The following is a 17263-nucleotide window of genomic DNA, read 5'->3' on the forward strand; positions in this document are numbered from 1 at the left end:
CTCTCGTTTCAACGATGACGGGCGCGCCGGAGCGTCCCGATCACAGCTAACGCTACGAGTGACAACGTCGAAGGCTCGGGAATCGCTTGGAAGTTGATCAATGCCGGATCGCCGCCGAGCATCAGGTAGTCGGTGCGCCACATGAAGAAGTCTTCGTGATCGACGGTTCCGTCGAGGTTGGCGTCCCCTTGCTCGAACGTGGCGCCGGTGAGGTAGTTGGCGCGCAGGATCTCGAAGTCGTCGAGGTCGGTGCCGTTGGACATGTTGAAGTCCGTTCCCATCAGCGGCACGTCGTCGTTCGTCAACAGCGTGGGCGGCAGCGGGGTCCCCTCGGTACCGGTGTCGGAGACGAACACCGCGGTCTTGAAGGGGTCCGTCTGCGACACACCGAGGATGAACGTCGCGATGTCGTTCGTGTCGGCCTGCAGGAACGCAGTGAGCTCGGGGCTTTGGAAGTTCACCAGATCGAACGCGTCGGACGGCTCATCGAACAGGAACGTGTCGAGCAGGATAGCGACTTCGTCGTTAATCCCGTTTGCTGTCGTGTCCGAAGCTGGCCGAGGGTCGACGACGCTCCCGCCGCCGGTGAAGTAGGGGAAAGTCGCGAATGAGACCGTGGCCTCGTCGAAGTTCTCCTCAGCGCCGCCGTTAGGGATGCCGTAGAGGAAGAGCTGATCCCCGGCGTCGAAGTTATTGCTGGGATGGCCCGACGAAACGCCGCGTGGCAACTCCAATCGCAGGATGCTCTCCGAGACTCCTTCCGTCAGCCCCGACAGGTCGAACTTGAGCAGGCCGATGCGGTCATTGCCGCTGGTCTCGGTGTCGCCCGACTGCGTCTTTATACGCAGGAAGCCGTCGTTTTCGATGGTGTTGTTGCGACGGAGGACGACGTCTCCGCCGACGCCGAAGACATTGTTCGTGACCTCGGCGCAGAGCGTTGCGGGCACGGCCGCAACGGCCATCAGAGTGGCGAGGTGGGATGAGATACGCACGAGAAAGGCTCCTGGTGATTTGGAGATGCGGGTATCGGTGGGATTCGCCTGCGGGCGGCGGACGGCCTCGCACAGCGAAGCTGTCGAGTAGGGACGCTACACAAGACGTGACACGGAGCCCTGTTGAGTGAGTCGAGTTCTAACAGCGTTGTTGACGTCCGCCGACGATCTGGGCGCCGAGGAGCGACATCGCGAAAAGCACAGCGGCTGTCGGTTCGGGCACCGGGGCGTTGGCGTTGGTCAGCAGCGTGGGCGGCAGCGGGGTCCCCTCGGCGCCGGTGTCGGAGACGAACACCGCGGTCTTGAAGGGGTCCGTCTGCGAGACGCTGAGGATGAAAGTTGCGATGTTGTTCGTGTCGGCTTGCAAGAACGCCGTCAACGCCGAGCTCTGGAAATCAACGAGGTCACCGGCATCCGACGTGGCGGCGAAGGTGTAGGTGTCGAGCAGCACGGCGATGTCGTCGTTGACGCCGTTGGGGGTCGTGTCGGTGAGCGGACGCGGATCCGTAACGCTTCCGGACCCGGTCAGATAAGGCGATGAAGCGAAGGTGATCGTCGCCTCATCGAAGTCCTCGTCGGCCGCCGCATCGGGAATGCCGTACAGGTAAAGCGTGTCGCCGGCGTCGTAGGTGTTACCTGAGTGGCCCGAGGATTGACCACGTGGCAACTCGAGCCGCACCGCGGCATTTGTTACAGGCTCGGACAGCCCCGAGAGGTCGAACTTGAGCAGGCCAATCCGGTCGTTGCCATGGGTCTCGATATCGCCGGACTGCGTTTTGATACGCAAGAAGCCGTCGTTCTCGACGGTGTTGTTGCGGCGTAGGACGACATCGCCGCCGTTGCCGAACGTGTTGGGGAGCATCTCGGCGCTAGCCGTTTGCGCAAGCGTCGCCAGGCAAAGCGTCGCGACGATGGCCGCACTGCGTTGGGGAGGCAGAAGGTTCATGAGGCGTTCTCTTCGTAGGATGCAGGGACAAGAGTGGTGAGTCGCTCGTGACGAGTGGCTGCGTTGACAAGAAGAAAGAGGAGGGGATGGGCTCGTTGCATTGTGATGAGGGGTTCGGTCGAGTTAGTCGCGCGGCGCGGGGCGAGCCAGCACGGTCCCGCGTATGAGCATCGCCGCGAGGGCGTAGGCCGCGGCGGCGGGCTCGGGCACGTTCAGCGAATCAAGCAGCGCCAGATCGCCGCCGGCGCTGACGTAGGCGGAACGCCAGAAGTAGAAGTCGCGGTGGTCGACCCTGCCGTCAGAGTTGGCGTCCCCTTGGAGGCCGACCGGGACGTTGGACAGGAAGTTGCTCTGGAGGATGGTGAAGTCGGCGACATCGATGAGACCATCGCCGTTGATGTCCGCCGACAACGAGCCCGCGAGCTTGACAATCTCTAAGGTGTTAATGAAGCCGCGTAGTTCGCCATCGCTAAGGCCTTCGACGACTAGCACCACGTCTTGACCGGTCTCGACCTTGAACGTCTGAGCAATGGTCGATGAGCCATGGCGCCATGCCGACGTCGTATCGTGGGCAAGGGAATGCGGGGCTGCTTGTTCATAGTCGGTCGCCTCGCTCGATGAATCGACGACGAGGCCGTAGACATTGAACCCTTCGCTGGCGGAGGTGTTGGTGTTCTTGGCGGAAAGGAAAACGTCGTAGACGCCCTCGGCGAGGCCGGAGAGCCGCACGCCAAGATCGACGCTGCTGGACTTCCCGTCATCAACGAACAGAGCGCTCGACGCGTTGCCGCTGTACACGCCGAAGTTGGTCGCCGTGCCTTGAGAAATGACGCTGAACCCGTCCGCGTCCCAGTCGATCGATTGTTGCCCCGGGAGGCTCTTGCCTAGATCCACGGTGAGGTTGACGGACGCGCCGAGCGAATCAACAAGTCCGCCGTTCGCATCGCCCGTCATGAGATTCCAAACGACGCCCGGCGCCCCACCCAACGCGTGCCCTGGGCTGTTGGCGTTGTCGGCGACGACCGCGCCGAAATTCAGCAGCACGCCCGGGTCGGCGGAGACGTAATCAACGCCCAGCACGGCGTCTTGGCGGACGAGCCGCGAGCGGAGCATCGCGTACGGCATGTCTTGCGCGGAGACGCCGTGCTCGCCAACCGCCACGGCGGCGACGCCCGCCGCCTGACCGAGGCTCATGAACACCGGCTCCATCCGCAGCGACCCGAACGCGATATGACTCGAGCTAACCGCCACGGGGACTAGCAGGTTCTGCACCTCGCTCTGCTTCGGAACGATCGCTCGATAGCTGATCGGGTAGGGACCCTGAGCCGGATTGACCTGGACGTCTCCCTCGGCGACGACGTACCCGCTAGCCGAGACGTGGTACTGGACGTTGTGCGAGTCCATCGCGTACCCGCCCATGCCGATCGAGTCCGACTGCTCAAACCCTTGCTCTTGATTCACGTGGCTTTCGGTGATCACAAAGTCACCGACCATGCGACGCCCTTCACGGACGTAGATCTGATCGGGCCAATGTCCGTTATCGACGAACTCATCGAGAGGCAGTCCCCAGTCGTCCATCGAGTTGCGGATCGAGGCCGGCACGCGGGGGTGATTCTGCAGGGTCCAGACGAATCCTTGCTGGTAATCACGATGCGCTTGCAGCATCTCTTCGCGGGTGTCGTAGTCGGCTTCGGCGAAGTTGACGCCCGTCTCGAGCGTGTAGTTGCCGCCGATGAAGTCGGTCGAGGCGCCACTGTCGTTGTTGGAGTCGGTCTTGTTGTTCGGCATCGGCGAGAACTTGAAGAACCGGTTGGACTGCCCCGCCTCGATCGCGCGGAAGAGAATCTCGTAGTCCTTCTCGTCGTAGCCCGTGGGCTGCGGGACCGGGGTGCGGTTTGCCGGGTTGTTGGTCAGCACCATGCGGTAGTTGTAGGCCTGAAGCCGCTTGTCGCCGGCGCCGTCGGGACCTCCCGCATCGGGATTCACGCCGGGGAGCAAGCCGCTCGAAGCATCCCCCGGTGTGTTGTAGGGGTCGATGCAGCACGGCAGTTGGTTCTTGACAGCGCGGGCTGTTTGGATGCCGTTGAGGGTTTCGTTGTACTTGCTGTTGGCCTCGCGCCCGATCGTGTAGCTGACGCCAGCCGCCGCCATGAGGTCGCCCTCGTAAGTGGCGTCAATGAACGCCGGCGCGGAGAAGGTTTGGCCCTCGAGCGTACGGATCGATTGGATCGTCTTGCCGGCGCGGGCGACGCCCGTCTCGCGGTCGAGGCGCCCGGCGACCACCGGGATGTTGTGCTCGGCCGCCATGGCGTTGAAGACGCCCTCGGCGATCTTCGGCTCGAACGTGAACATCATCTCACGATTCGTATCCGGATCGAGCGACGAGCGGTTGATGTAGGCCTGCCGTGACTCCAGGTCCCAGGCGGAGTCGTCCAGGTAATGGTCGTAGACGCGATTGTAGAACTCACGGCTGAGACCGCCGATCGCGTCGCGGTTGCCGATGTCGGTCCAGCCCAAGCCGTTCGAGGTCAACCCTCCTAGCCGCCGGTCGGGCGACACGATGACTACCGACTTGCCCATGCGGGCGACCTCGACGGCGGCGGTGACGGCGGCCGAAGTTCCGCCGTAGACGACGACGTCGTACTCCGCACCCCGCGACGGCGCGCCGCACACCGCTGCCGCGATCATGGCCGCCAGCAGAGAGCCCATTCGCTGCGGCGTCGAATATGAATCAAGGTTAGCCATCGTTCTCGAGATAAAGGCGGCGCCGGGGCGTCAGTCTTCCAGTTCAATCAAGTAGGGTTCGGTTCGGTCGGCCGCGACCTCGACGGTCAAGCCGCTGGTGGCGAAGTCGGTGTAGCGTTTGGGGATCAGCAATTTGCCGAGGGCTGTCTCGGTCGCGGTGTCGGCCGACGGTTCGCGCGAAGAGACTCGCACTCGATTCGTGCCGAGCGGCGCGCCGGCGCCTTCGCCGAGCATCTCCAGTTCAAACGTTCCGTCCGGCTGAATCCTGCCGCGGGCGGGCGGGCCGCTTAGCGGTTGGAACATCACGACGCCGGTCGTCAGCGGCTTTCCCTTGTAGGTCACCTTTCCCCGCACCGGCGCGAGCTCTTGTGTGGAGCCGCATCCGCTCATCACCACGCAGCTGGCAACGACCAGCGCCATCGCGCCTCTCGAACTTAAGCAGGGGGTGAGCGTTACGCTTTTTGAGAAGTTGCAGTTCAACGCAGGTCTCCCACCGAGACGACCTCTTCGCCATCGACCGTGAAGCACGCCTTGTAGAGATCAATGGCGACGCTGTCGGGGACGAAGTGGACGCTGCCGTCGATCATGGCGAAGTTCGCGCCGCCCGGATGAAAGCTGCCGAACGGGAGGTGGTTGTACGGCGTCTCGTCCGCCTCGCGATCCACCGCGGTGTTGGGCGTGTAGACAGCGACCTTGAACTCGTAGGGCACACGCTCGCTGGTGCTTGCCAGCCTGGGACTGCCCATCCACGGCCGGATGTTGCCCGGCAGCGAGGAATAGAGCCCCGGGAGCCGATCGATGTGGACGAACTCGCCGAGGAGGAAAGTCTTGCTCGTGCCGTCGGTGACCTCACGCAGCGCCCGGCCGTCCTCGCTCCAACGGAAGGCGCCATTGAGGGGCAGGTCTCCGTAGCTTGGCGACGCCAGCAACTCTTGACGCCCCCCGCCGGTGACAAACGTGCCGCCGTTCCCCTGGTAGGTAGTGATCGCCCCGATCGCGCTGGTCGACGGATTGGTAGTGATCACCGGCTCTTCGGGGTAGTCGGGGCAGACGTAGGCCCCAACGACCTGCATCCTGAGCGGATCGTTGCGCGCGTTGGTGGACTTCAGGTCGATCGAGTCGTAGAGCGGCTGCTGCTCGAGGTAGGGAAGCAAGTAGGTGAAGAGACCGTGACGCCCTTGCCCCGGCGTGCCGACAGGCAGCGCCTCTCCATTCGCCCCGGCGTAATTTTGTGCGGCGAGAGACATTTGCTTGAGCTTATTGACGCATTCCGAACGCCGCGCCGCCTCTCGGGCCGCTTGAACCGCGGGCAAGAGCAACGCGACGAGAATGCCGATGATGGCGATCACCACCAGCAGCTCGACCAGCGTGAAGCCTTGTCGTCCAAGCGGGCTACGCTTGCGGCGTCGGGATTCAGGGTTACGCATGTGACTTCGAGAACGAGCCGTGAGTGAGAAGATACGAAGAGCAAGAGGGCAAGGCGGCCCCGAGGGGACATCCCGGCAACCTTGCTCTGAGTTGATAAGGAGCGATGACAAGCGGAGGCGTTCGTGCCGTCCGAGGTAGAGTCTGCCGCGGGGGCCCGTGAGGTGGCGGCCAAAATCGGAAGAAAAACCCGTCCACGGACGGAGGCGATAGCTCCCCGTCCTGGCAGTGAACTTTGTTGATGTTTTCGCTACTGCCAGCGAGAATTGCCGCCACCCGAGTTGTGGGGTCGGCAGATAAAGCATTAGCGGAGGCTCTTTGTCCGGACCCCGATCTCTTCTTCGGCAAGCTAGCTATCCGCCACGCGGCCTCGAACCCATGCCTGCTGACCGACGGTGGGCAATGCTACCGAGCGCAAATGAGCCAATGAGCGATCGAGAATGCCCGACAACTGACGCTCCCGCGGAGGGGCACGAAGCCGAGATCGACCAGTTCATCCGCCGTTTGACGGATCACCAGGTAGACCTCCAGGGTTTCATCCTGTCGTCGTTGGGCAGCTACAGCGACGCCCTCGATGTGCTTCAGCAGACGAACATCGCTCTCTGGAAGAAGGCTGACCAGTTCCACGCCGGATCGCCGTTCATGCCTTGGGCGCTGCAGGTGGCGAAGTATGAGATCCTCGCTTTCCTGCGGAAACGCCGACGCGACCGCCATCAGTTCTCGAGCGAGGTCGTCGAGTTGATGGTGGATATGGCGATCCAGCGCTCGTCGAACCTCTCGCAGCGCAGCGAGGCGCTGATGGATTGCATCAAGGAACTGCCGGAGCGGAGCCGCCACTTCCTGGCGATTCGTTACGCCAGCGATCGATCGGTCTCCGAGGTTGCGGAGATTTCAGGTCGGACCGTGGAAGCGGTGAAGAGCGTGTTCTTGCGCATCCGTCGCTCGTTGGAGGAGTGCATCGACCGGCGACTAACGTCGGAAGCGCGATCCTAGTGGCGGAACCATTACTCGACAGGCTTGATACAACAGCAGATGGATTCGATGCAGGAAGACGCGAAGCAACCCGTACCGTCCTCAACCAACGCCGACACGCCCAAGCTCCGTCGCCTGTTGGCCTCGGTGGTGCTCGGTGACGCGTCCTCGGACGACTGGCAAGCCCTCAACGACCTGCTGCTCCAGGACTCCGGGGCGAGAGAGTACGCTTCGCGCTACTTCGAGGAAGAAGCAAGCCTGCGGAGAGAGTTCGCTCTTTACGATAAGGTCGCCAACTTCAACCTGCCGGGGGAAGACGCGGCTATCGCCGGGCGCGCTCTGCCGAAGGAAGTATCACGAGTAGCGAAGCGCTGGAGGGCTTTCGCAGGGGCGTCTCTGGCAGTCGCGGCGGCCTTGGCCGCGATTGTGGCGACCTACTTCGACGGCGTCAGTGACCCAGCAGCAAGTGTTCCATCCGCAGGCGTCGCCAGAGTTGTCGTGGGCGCCATCGACTCAGCCGTCGGTGACACGCCAGGGAACACCGACATCCGCCCCATCCACATCGGCGACCGCATCGCAACAGAGGAGGGGCTTGCGAGCCTGCGTTTCGATTGCGGCGCCGAGGTGGTTTTGAAAGGGCCCGCCGAGATCGAAGTCGTCTCGCCGATGCGCGCGCGGCTGATCCGCGGAACCCTCACCGCACAGGTGCAGGAGTCCGCCCACGGGTTCCGGATCGACACGCCCAATTCCCGAGTCATCGACCTGGGAACCGAGTTCGGCCTATCGGTCGATGACGAGGGCGATACGGAGATGGTGGTCTTCACGGGGAAGGTCGCGTTGCAATACGCGGCCGCGCTGCCGATTGATATCGGCGCGCCGGCGCCCAATGTGCCGCTGAGCAATCTCGAGCTTCTTGGCGACGGACGCTTGCTGACCGACGGCGAAGCCATGGGCATCAGCCGGTCAGGCGAAGTGCGTCGCCTGATGATGGTGCGCGACACCGACTTCCCACGGTCGTTCGCCCCCATCCGGCAGCCGAGCCCTACAGGGCGGGTCCTCGAGCGAGTGTGGGACAACATCCGCGACCGCGACACCGCCAAATGCTACCGCGTCTCCGAAGGCGGATTCGGCGAAGACGCCCAGGCGTTCGTTGATCGCCATTACCAGTGGAACGGCATTCAAAAGGAGCACGGCCTTCCCCAGTTCCTGCGGGGCGCCGACTACGTCCTGCCCTACTGCGACGACAAGGTCGATGAAAACCTCAAGGTGACGGTACGGCTGGCGCAGGCTGCGAGACTCTACGTCTTGCTGGATAACCGCTTAGAAATTCCCGCGTGGCTGAAAGCGGAGTACCAAGACAGTGGGTACGATGTAGCTATCGACGAGGACAATTTCTCGAACGAACGCTCTTGGCAACACCTCGGCGTCGGGCCCGGCGAGCTACTCGACCGTACTTGCTCGGTCTGGTTCCGCGACGTCTTGGCGCCCGGCGACGTTGTGCTCGGCGGCATCAAACCGCCTAGCGACTGGTCGGTGATGTATGGCGTCGTCGCCAAGCCGTTGAACGATGCGAGCCGCGCCGCTGCCGAACCGGCTTCTCATCACCAAGCGACAATCGGACGGGGCCTCGTCCATACGGGCGTGTTGCCTCGGCCGATCGCCAGCGCAGCATGGGAACGGGTCGAGAGCTTCGACAAGGTAACTCTCGCCCCCCCTTCCGCCGAAGATGCGGCGTCCTCCAGCAAGGGACGTCGAATGATCGCTCACTCACCTGGGGGGCAGTGGCTCCCCCACCCCAACGTAACCGTGCTAAAAGCCGGAGTCGTGCCCGCCCTCAACGACGGCCTGCTCTCTCGGAATAACGACGACCTCGAGCGCAACGCTTGGTTTAACAACCAAGGCCGGTTCACGCTCGATCTGCTCCAGCCCACCTTGATCCGACAGATCAACGGCTTCTCTTGGCATCGCTGGGGTCGATCCTTGCAGCACTTCACCGTCTGGGGATCGAATGCCGAGACGCTGCCACCGATCGACTTCGAGACTTCGGACGAAGCCCGAGACTGGGAGTTCATCGGCTTGGTGGACAGCCGATTCGGCGACCCGGGCGGCGTCCACGCCAGCCAACTTACTACCTCAACGGGATCGATGGGCCCGTTCCGACACCTGCTGTGGATCGTCGAACGCTCCGAGCAATCGACGTTCTTCGCCGAAGTGGACGTGCACGCCTCGATCAGAGATCGCGATTGACCCGTGCTCGCCCGCCGGGGGCATAGTCGTCGGGCTTAGCTTTCCTTCAATCACCACGGCGCCGCCCCCCGCCCGACGCTTCCACCCCGGGGCGCCGGGAGCCAACTGTGAACAGGTGTTTAGAGGGTCGTAGAGGGCCCTTGCGACGCGTTCGGGGTCGTCTTTGGCTCAACGGTCCACCCCGCGACGGACCGCCTTAAAGGGCCCTTCTGGGGCGTTCTGCGGGGCGCCGTCTTTCCTGCGGTTGGCGGGGCCGGGTAGCAGCGGAACGCCGTCGCGATGGGGGCGGCTACCGTGATTCGTCGGCGGCTATCGCCTTCTCGATCGGGCGAGGCCGATGACCGTGCTCGCTAGGGCGATAGCGGCGGAAGTCGGTTCGGGAACGCCGGCAAAGATCGAGAACGAGTCGATCGCGATCGCCGCCGCGTCGCTGCTGCCGCTCTGAAGGCGGAAGCGATTGAGGGCGAGGCCGGCGTCGTAGAAATGCACGGCCGTGCCGACATTGACGCCGTCGGTCACCTCGAGCACGCCGACTCCGGTGTTGTAGACGTAGGTGAACACGCCGGTCACCGCTTCGCTCTGCAACCCGGTGTAGTCAATGACGCCGCCGGCGAAGCCGTCCAGAGCCCAGCCGTCAACGGCCTGTCCGCCGCCGGGGTCGCCGACGAAGAGCTTCTCATCACCGCCCACATAGAACGACATTCCGGCATAGCCGTCGATGTCGAACATCAATCCGTTTGATTCCGCGGAGGTGAAATTGAGCGTCAGGATCTCGCCGGGGCCTAACGCGCGGGTCAGGTCCAGAAAGCTGCCAGAGTGCTGCCCAACTTGGTCGGTATCGAGGACGCCGCCGACGATCGTCTGCGAACCCGCTGACCAGGGCGCGCCGCCGATGTCGGCGAGCTTGCCGTTGACGGCTGTGCCGTCCGCTTCGCTAAAGTCGTCGGCGCCGATGATCTCGGCCGAGGCTCCGCAGGTAAGGCCGAGGCAGGCCAGGGTAAGAGCGGAGGTGAAGATGCCACTCATTGCTTTCATTAGTCGACTCCAAGGAGAAAAGACCCGCGTTGCAGAAAAGAACGTCTAGCGCAGAAAAGAGCGTCGAATCAAGTTGAATCACTTCATAGAGGGGCCGCATCCCTTCACCGTTGGGGCGTGACGAGCTGAGGGCGCCTCTGTGTCGCAGGGAGAATCTTCAGAAGAGAATCGTAGGAGCGGATTCCGAGCGCGTCGCGTCCGCATGATCTATCCGCAGCGTCGCTGCTAAAGCGGACGCATAAAATCGGGAAAACTTCTGGCGGAGCGCGCCGCGAGGCGTGCGTCGTCGGTCGGGCCTTCCGCCTGGACGGGTCGTCGCGCTCTTTGAACTGGACGCCGGTGGTTACTCGGACGAGTCGCCGACCAATTGGATCGCCTCTACGAGCGCCTCTCTCGTCGCTGTCACCAGAACGTCATCGAAGGCGCAGGTCGTCTGCTTGCGGGAGTCGGCCAACTCCAACCGGAAGCGGTCGAAGCGCAGGTTCTCAATCGACTTAGCGAGATGGGGGGCCGTCTTCTCGATGAGGTTTGCCGGGACATTGCACCACAAGCGGACCTCGGCGCCGGTTGGACCCATTAGGAGCTGTGCGATCCAGAGGACGTTCTGGTTGTCGGCCGTCCGCTCCTGCACGCCTGAGGCCGTTGCATCGCGGTCGAGCGGGTACTGATGCTGAGTCGAGCGATTGGGCCCTTCAAAAAACTGCATGCCATAGGCGGATTGATTGGAGGGCACGCCAACGAATAGCGGCTCGTCCGTCTGCCGTCGATCGCCGCACATCAAGGAGAGTCCCGCCCAATCTACGCGGCCTTGTTGTGTCCCGGTGAGTTGCGATCGCCAAGCAATCCAGACCTCTCCCGGCATGTCGCCGACCATTCCCCCCGCCGACACCAATCCCGCTCGCGCGAGCCGCGAATTCTCGGACGTGTCGAGATAGACAAAGTACTGCTGCCCGTCGGCGGCGATGATCGATTTCGACGAAGCCGACATCGGGGTCCCCTCCGAGAGATTCGGCCCAAGAATCAGGCCTTGCGACGATCCCTGCCGCCGCGGATCGATCCCAATCGATCGCCGTTCAGCGCCTTGCAAGCGATCAAAGCCTTCGTAAGCCAGGATGCCCTCGACCCGCATGAGCTCGTAGAACGCGACCTCGGTTCGCGCCGCTTCCGAACCACGCTCGACCGCAACACGGAGCCGCACCTCGTCAGGGCGGACGAACTCTCGGTCGTGAAGCAGGGGCTTTGCTTCCTCGACGACGGACTGATCGGCGCTGACCGAACTCCGCCATCCCTCTTCCAACGGCGTTTGCGGGGCGTCGTCTCCTAAGCCGCTCATTTCTACCAAGCCCTGGTAGACGGCGACCGACGTGGAGTCGTCGGCGCCGAGCTCGACGCCGAACTCGGTCCCGAGGTCACGAACCACCGCGGAAGCCGTGCGGACCACGACCTGTTGTATCTTCGTGGAGTTGAGCCCGACGAGTTTCCCGGCGTGAAGCAGGACTTCATCGTCCCCGCTGAACACCACTTCGGCTGGGCCTTCCAGGACGATCAGCGAGCCGTTCGCCGACGAGAATTGGGCGATGCCCCGGGGGATCGCAAACGAATCGCCTTGTCGGAAGGACGCGCCAGTCGCGTAGGCGAAGCCTTCGTCGTTGCCACGAAGATCGCCGAGTAGCTCGTCGAGCGTAGCGACGACCGGCGGCAAAGGAGGCGCGGGCTTTTCACGCACCGGCGCCGGGGAGGATGGTTCGCTCTTCGCCACCTTCACTCGATCGCTTGACCGCTCATTGGTCGCCCGCTTTTCACGCGGACTCTCCTGGCTGCCGCTTTGCAAGAGCAGACCGACGCCGACGAGCACGATCGCGGCCGTCGCCATAGCCAGGACCGATAGAGGGCCGACGCGGACCGTGTTCGGCCGAACAACATGGACTTCCGTTGGAGTCGCCTTCTCGGCGAACAACTCGATCTGCTGGATCGCCTGGCCGACCACCTGTCGTAGCGACTTGTTATCGCTTGTCGCCAGGGATTCGAGGAGACGCTCAACCGACAGCTGCCGGTACGCGCACTCGTGGAGCATGGCGAAGGTGTAGAATATCCGTCGATGCCGGTCGGACGACCTTAGCCACGCCTGTAGTCTCTCGATCGTGACGTTGTTCAGCCGTCGCCGATCGAAGAGATAGCTGGCGATCAGCAGGTGCTCGATTTCGGTGTGGGCGGCGCCGCCAAAGCGTCGCTCGCAACAATGCCTCCAGATCGACAACCGTGCCTTTGCCAAGTCGAGCTGGACGCGGTCGGTCGCCAACGACATTCGCTCGGCGATAATTTCGGGTGGGAGCTCGTGGAGGTACCGCAAGCAGAGCAGCCTGAGGTGCTCCTCACTCATCTTGAGGGGCACGTACTCGCTCAGACGCTCGTAAAGCTCGCTAGGGCTAGCCTCTTCGTTAGCCGAATCGCCGAGGCACGACGACGCGAACAACTCTTCGAGGTGAAGCGTTAGGTCCTTCTCTAGGGTCAGGAACTCTCGGATTCTTTGCCGAGAGGACTCGCGGACTAGTTCGCAAAACTCCTGCGGGCCAGATTGGTCGTGGTAGCCATTGGCGATGTCTTCGATGATGGCCGTAACGACCGCATCAATGTCGTCCAGGCGCGGCGAGCAGGCGGCGACATAGCTCCGCATCTGAGGATAAAGTTGCGTCCACAGCAGATCGATGGCCTCATGGCCGGAGACGAGTTCGAGGATTTCCTGGTAGCAGGGGTCGCGGCTGTAGCTGCCTTCCGCCAACTCGGACAAGCTCGCCGGCTTCTCGCTTCTTGGGAAGGACTCCGAGAGAACCGCCTTGGCGCGGCTCCGGTCCGAGAACTTCCACGTGAGGTCGGCGTCGAGCTGCATGTGTTGCAAGAAACGAGCGCGAGCGTCTCGGTCCGAACGTAGCTGACGGCATAGCGACTCCCATCGGGGGGGCGTGATCTCCCCCGCCTGCCACGCGCCGATCAAGGCGTCGAGGCTGTTGTCCTCCGGCGTGTTCTCTCGATCAGTCATATGACGATCCGCGCTTTAGGCGTTCGCTGATCCCCAGCCCTTAACGGTGACATCGATGCAATGCTGTAGCAGGCGGCGCACCCGAGCGACCATGCGACGCGCGGTCCGTGTCGTCTTGCCCAGGGTTGCGGCCAGCGTCTCGCTGGTCATGTCCTGGCGGTATCGCATCTCCAAAAGGACACGGTCATCGACGCACAGCTTCTGCAAGCAACTGTCCAGGGCGTCCCGGCGCAATTCCAGCAACCCTTCGTCCTCGACCATCTGCGACGCCAGTAGATTCAGAACCTCGTCGTCAAACCAGAGGCGATCGGTCGCCGACTTCCTGCGATGACGCAGCACCTCGTAGTGGGCGATGCCGCACGCCCAGCGGTAGAAATCGCGGCTGGCGTCGAACTCGGCCCACTTTTTCCACAGCGTGACGCAGGTCTCTTGCAGGATGTCGTCGGCGTCGGCTTGGGAGGGAGTCAACGACGCTATGAAGGCGTTCAGAGCACGCTGGTTTTCCGCCAAGAGCTGGACAAAGAGCTCGGGGGAAGGAGCCGTATCGGAGGGCATAGCGATGACCTGCTTTAGCGTCTAACGGCGTGATCCGCAGTCCATCGAATCGGAAGAGTCGAATGATCCGCCGCTCGCGACTCCCGCTTTGGTCGGCGGTCAAGCGAGCTACTCGGATTGTTCGGAGGGACGAAGAGAATAACGGATTCTCTAGCTCGCTCCACCCGTGTCCGCACAAGAGGGCGGTCCCCGGACACGAGAAGTCGAAAGAAATGCAGAATTATGTCGCGTTCTCCAACGAGAGCAGCCGGCGCCAGCGTGAAGGGACCTAAAAGGCAAGTTGGTTCAAGAAAAGCATCGGAATTCGTGTCCGCTTTGCGGCGGTAGCAGCGGAGATATAGGTGCGGCGACTTCGCGCCGCTCTCATCGGCTTGTACCCACTTGTAACGACGCTCCTCGGAACTAACGACGCTCGTCTGAACTTAGTCCACCTGCATGACCGGTGGTCGACTCTCTCGGGCAGCGGGGCGCCGAGGGGTTGGTTCCACCGGTCGGTAACTCATCGAGACGCTACGCACGTTCACGCAACGCTCGCCTCTGTGGCTGGTGTGCGCGGTGACGCATTGCAGCGCCCAAGGAATTTGCACCTATGAATAAGCTTTGGTTGCGTCTCTGTTGCGTGTTGGTGGTTGCCGCTGTCGTGAGGGGCTACCCCGTTGAGGCGGTCGTGCTCGTCTCTGACGACTTTAGCAGCACGAGCTCGGGCGTCGGTTGGGAAGTCGGCAACGCCTGGGAAGGCCTCGTCGACGGCGCCGTCTCATCGAATCCGACGGGCGCCGCCAATGTTCAGAGCTTCAGAAACTTTGCGACGCCCCTCGACGCCTCGAACGGGTTGACTTACATCCGCATCACCTACACGCAGGCGATACCGGGCACGGGCGCCAGCTGGGGCGGTCTCGCCTTCTTCGAAGGCGTCGAGGGGACGCCTGGAGACGAGACTTTCTTCTTCGGCAATCCAGAGGCGGCGTTCAACAACTACGGCATCGACGCGAAAGTTCCGGACGCAATTTATGACAGCCGGTTTGCGGTCGATACCGAGGCGCACACGTTGATTGCCGCCATCGACACCACCGGCATCGACCACACTTACAAGATTTGGGTGGACAACTTCAACGAGTCGGTCCCGTCCGCTTCGGGGGTGATCGTTGGTGGCGGACCGATCGATGCGGCGTGGGGAACGATGCGACTAGCGAGCAGCGATCCTAACACGGACCTTTACGACGATCTGACGATCGCCACGAGTTCGTCCGACGTCGGTCTCGTCAACATCGACGCCACGCTGACGATCGATCGCGCGACGGGGGCCACGACGCTCTCGAGCGCCACACCGCTCATGGGACTGATCGGCTACACCCTGACCTCGTCGGCTGGCGCGTTCGAATCGGAAACGTGGACCACCGTCGCAACCAACTACGACGCTCCCAGCAATGGTGGCGACGGGTCGGTCGATCCGGATGACAGCTGGACGGTCTCGTCTTCAACGGCCGCACGACTGGCGGAAACAATCTCCGCTATGACTCCCGGCGACGGTGGAGTCGTAGGAGCCACGCCCATCGATCTCGGACAGCTCTGGTCTCGCTCGCCATTCGAAGACGTCGTCGGCACGCTCATCCTGGATGACAACGGCGAGCCGCTGCCAGTCAACGTTAATGTCGTCTATCAAGGCGCTCCGATTGCCCAGGGCGACCTGAACGGTGATGGCGCCATCAATCAAGCCGACTGGACTTTGTTCAAGTCGGGTCAGGGGGTAGTGGACGGCGAGCTGTCGCCGCTCCAGGCCTACCGGATGGGAGATATGAACGGCGACTTCGATCACGACCTGAGCGACTACGGCCTCTTCGTCGACGCATACGAAGGACTCAATGGCGCCGGATCGTTCGCGGCGATGCTTCACGCCATTCCCGAGCCGGGCTCGCTGCTAATCGTGGGCGTCGCGGCCTGCGCCCTCATGCTCAGGCCGATCCGGGCGCGATCGGTAGCGACGGCGTTCTGCGTCGCCGCAACCCTATGCCTTGGCGCCTCGAGCGCACAAGCCATCGTCTTCGCCAGCGATGATTTCAGCGCGGAGGGATCAGGGACGGGGTGGGCGGCAGGAGACACCTGGGGCAACGTCGTCGGCGGGGTGGCCGACACGCAGGTCCTCAACGGCGCCTTCCGTGATTTCGCGACTCCGCTCGAGCCCTACCTGAGTGACAAGTTCTATATCGCCTTCGACTATCAAACGACCGCCGGCAACCAGTGGGGCGGACTCGCTTTCTTCGAAGGGAGCACCGGCACCGGGGCGGAGACGCTCTTCATTGGCGACCCCGGGCAGTACAGCGCCTACGGTCTGGACATGAAGCAAGGGCAGACTCTGCCCGCCACCGGCGGCGAAGGCGTTCCCATCGACACGGCGTCCCATCGCTTGATTCTCGAGATCGATTGGGACGACGACGGCGTGGCGCCGTTCGATGATAAGTACAGCTTCTGGGTCGATACGATCAATCCCCAGTCACCGACTCACTCGGCAACGATCCAGAACTCACCGATCGGGGCCGGCTGGCAGTCGTTGCGGCTGCAATCGGCTGGGGGCGGAGAGTTCTTCAAAGTCGATAACCTGATCATCACCGACGAGGCGGCTCTGGTGTTTTCGGCGCAGCTTGATCTGCTGGTGGATAAGGCCACCGGGGAGGTCACGCTCCGCAATCCCACCAACAACGCCATCGACCTCAGCGCCTACAGCATCGAGAGCGGCGCCGGCATGCTCAACGCCGGGGCGCCGGCCGGGGATTACAACGGCGACCTCAGAGTCGACGCCGCCGACTACACGGTTTGGCGTGACGGGTTGGGAACGACATTCACCCAAGCCGACTACGACGTCTGGAGTGAGAACTACGGCGCCGCGGGAGCGGCCGGTAGTTGGGAGAGCTTCGCCGACCAGGGCCTGGCTGGATTCCCCCAAGGCGACGGCTCGGGCAACGGGTGGGAAGAGGGCGCGAACCCCGGGAACAACGAGCTTGAGGAATACTACCTGACCGGCGAGTCGACCGTAACCGCCGGCGCCTCGATTTCGCTCGGCGTCGCCTACCTGGGGGGCGCGATTGGCGACGAGGACCTCACCTTCCGCTATCGCTCGGGCGGTGAACTGAAGCTGGGTTCCGTGACCTATGTGAATAGCGCCGTCGGCATCTCCGTACCGGAACCACAAGCCATGTTGCTCGGCTTGCTGGCGTCGATAGCCGTCGTGACTCGGAGAGCCAACCGGTCGGATTCGCCACGGCGGACAAGGTGAACGCCGGCAGCGGTTGCCGCTATCAGCGGGAGAGAAAG

11 protein-coding genes are annotated in these 17263 nt (G+C 62.9%); 3 read left to right on the top strand and 8 right to left on the bottom strand.

What is annotated here, in order from left to right:
• Window positions 1-8: 8 nt before the first annotated feature.
• The 5 genes from Spa11_RS00505 to Spa11_RS00525 all read right to left on the bottom strand — a co-directional run bounded on the left by Spa11_RS00505 (window position 9) and on the right by Spa11_RS00525 (window position 6110).
• Window positions 9-992, bottom strand: a complete 984-nt coding sequence (locus tag Spa11_RS00505) for a PEP-CTERM sorting domain-containing protein (RefSeq protein WP_145105324.1) — start codon at window positions 990-992, stop codon at window positions 9-11.
• 139 nt (window positions 993-1131) lie between these two features.
• Entirely contained in the window at window positions 1132-1938 is an 807-nt protein-coding gene (locus tag Spa11_RS00510) for a hypothetical protein (protein ID WP_145105328.1), read from the bottom strand.
• A 123-nt stretch (window positions 1939-2061) separates the two neighbouring features.
• Window positions 2062-4683 carry an FAD-dependent oxidoreductase gene (locus tag Spa11_RS00515; protein WP_197529633.1) on the bottom strand — a complete coding sequence of 874 codons (2622 nt, stop codon included), beginning with the start codon at window positions 4681-4683 and terminating at the stop codon, window positions 2062-2064.
• Window positions 4684-4713: 30 nt separating this feature from the next.
• Window positions 4714-5103 carry a hypothetical protein gene (locus Spa11_RS00520; protein WP_145105331.1) on the bottom strand — a complete coding sequence of 130 codons (390 nt, stop codon included), beginning with the start codon at window positions 5101-5103 and terminating at the stop codon, window positions 4714-4716.
• A 56-nt stretch (window positions 5104-5159) separates the two neighbouring features.
• The gene (locus tag Spa11_RS00525) at window positions 5160-6110 is read right to left on the bottom strand and encodes a DUF1559 domain-containing protein (RefSeq protein ID WP_197529933.1); all 951 of its coding nucleotides are present in this window, start codon (window positions 6108-6110) and stop codon (window positions 5160-5162) included.
• Between the two features lie 424 nt (window positions 6111-6534).
• Here Spa11_RS00525 and Spa11_RS00530 point away from each other — a divergent pair, with 424 nt between their 5' ends.
• Complete coding sequence (locus tag Spa11_RS00530) at window positions 6535-7101, top strand: sigma-70 family RNA polymerase sigma factor (RefSeq protein ID WP_197529634.1); 567 nt, start codon at window positions 6535-6537, stop codon at window positions 7099-7101.
• A 24-nt stretch (window positions 7102-7125) separates the two neighbouring features.
• A complete protein-coding gene (locus Spa11_RS00535) occupies window positions 7126-9327 on the top strand; it encodes a FecR family protein (RefSeq protein ID WP_145105340.1) in 2202 nt (733 codons plus the stop codon).
• Window positions 9328-9636: 309 nt separating this feature from the next.
• Here Spa11_RS00535 and Spa11_RS00540 read toward each other — a convergent pair whose 3' ends face one another.
• The 3 genes from Spa11_RS00540 to Spa11_RS00550 form a co-directional block, all read right to left on the bottom strand.
• On the bottom strand, window positions 9637-10362 hold the full coding sequence (locus Spa11_RS00540; RefSeq protein WP_145105343.1) for a hypothetical protein: 726 nt from the start codon (window positions 10360-10362) through the stop codon (window positions 9637-9639).
• 343 nt (window positions 10363-10705) lie between these two features.
• On the bottom strand, window positions 10706-13399 hold the full coding sequence (locus Spa11_RS00545) for a FecR domain-containing protein (protein WP_145105346.1): 2694 nt from the start codon (window positions 13397-13399) through the stop codon (window positions 10706-10708).
• Between the two features lie 15 nt (window positions 13400-13414).
• On the bottom strand, window positions 13415-13954 hold the full coding sequence (locus Spa11_RS00550; protein WP_145105349.1) for a sigma-70 family RNA polymerase sigma factor: 540 nt from the start codon (window positions 13952-13954) through the stop codon (window positions 13415-13417).
• 589 nt (window positions 13955-14543) lie between these two features.
• On the opposite strand from Spa11_RS00550, the gene Spa11_RS00555 reads away from it, so the two are divergent.
• On the top strand, window positions 14544-17225 hold the full coding sequence (locus Spa11_RS00555) for a hypothetical protein (RefSeq protein ID WP_145105352.1): 2682 nt from the start codon (window positions 14544-14546) through the stop codon (window positions 17223-17225).
• Window positions 17226-17263: the final 38 nt, after the last annotated feature.

Origin of the sequence: Botrimarina mediterranea (assembly GCF_007753265.1) — a bacterium.
GTDB classification, from domain to species: domain Bacteria; phylum Planctomycetota; class Planctomycetia; order Pirellulales; family Lacipirellulaceae; genus Botrimarina; species Botrimarina mediterranea.

What these genes read in the sequence shown, in the direction of transcription:
- Spa11_RS00545 (WP_145105346.1), bottom strand. Translation starts at nt 13,399, where the DNA reads ATGACTGATCGAGAGAACACGCCGGAGGACAACAGCCTCGACGCCTTG.
- Spa11_RS00530 (WP_197529634.1), top strand. Translation starts at nt 6,535, where the DNA reads ATGAGCGATCGAGAATGCCCGACAACTGACGCTCCCGCGGAGGGGCAC.
- Spa11_RS00555 (WP_145105352.1), top strand. Translation starts at nt 14,544, where the DNA reads ATGAATAAGCTTTGGTTGCGTCTCTGTTGCGTGTTGGTGGTTGCCGCT.
- Spa11_RS00520 (WP_145105331.1), bottom strand. Translation starts at nt 5,103, where the DNA reads ATGGCGCTGGTCGTTGCCAGCTGCGTGGTGATGAGCGGATGCGGCTCC.
- Spa11_RS00515 (WP_197529633.1), bottom strand. Translation starts at nt 4,683, where the DNA reads ATGGCTAACCTTGATTCATATTCGACGCCGCAGCGAATGGGCTCTCTG.
- Spa11_RS00510 (WP_145105328.1), bottom strand. Translation starts at nt 1,938, where the DNA reads ATGAACCTTCTGCCTCCCCAACGCAGTGCGGCCATCGTCGCGACGCTT.
- Spa11_RS00550 (WP_145105349.1), bottom strand. Translation starts at nt 13,954, where the DNA reads ATGCCCTCCGATACGGCTCCTTCCCCCGAGCTCTTTGTCCAGCTCTTG.
- Spa11_RS00525 (WP_197529933.1), bottom strand. Translation starts at nt 6,110, where the DNA reads ATGCGTAACCCTGAATCCCGACGCCGCAAGCGTAGCCCGCTTGGACGA.
- Spa11_RS00540 (WP_145105343.1), bottom strand. Translation starts at nt 10,362, where the DNA reads ATGAAAGCAATGAGTGGCATCTTCACCTCCGCTCTTACCCTGGCCTGC.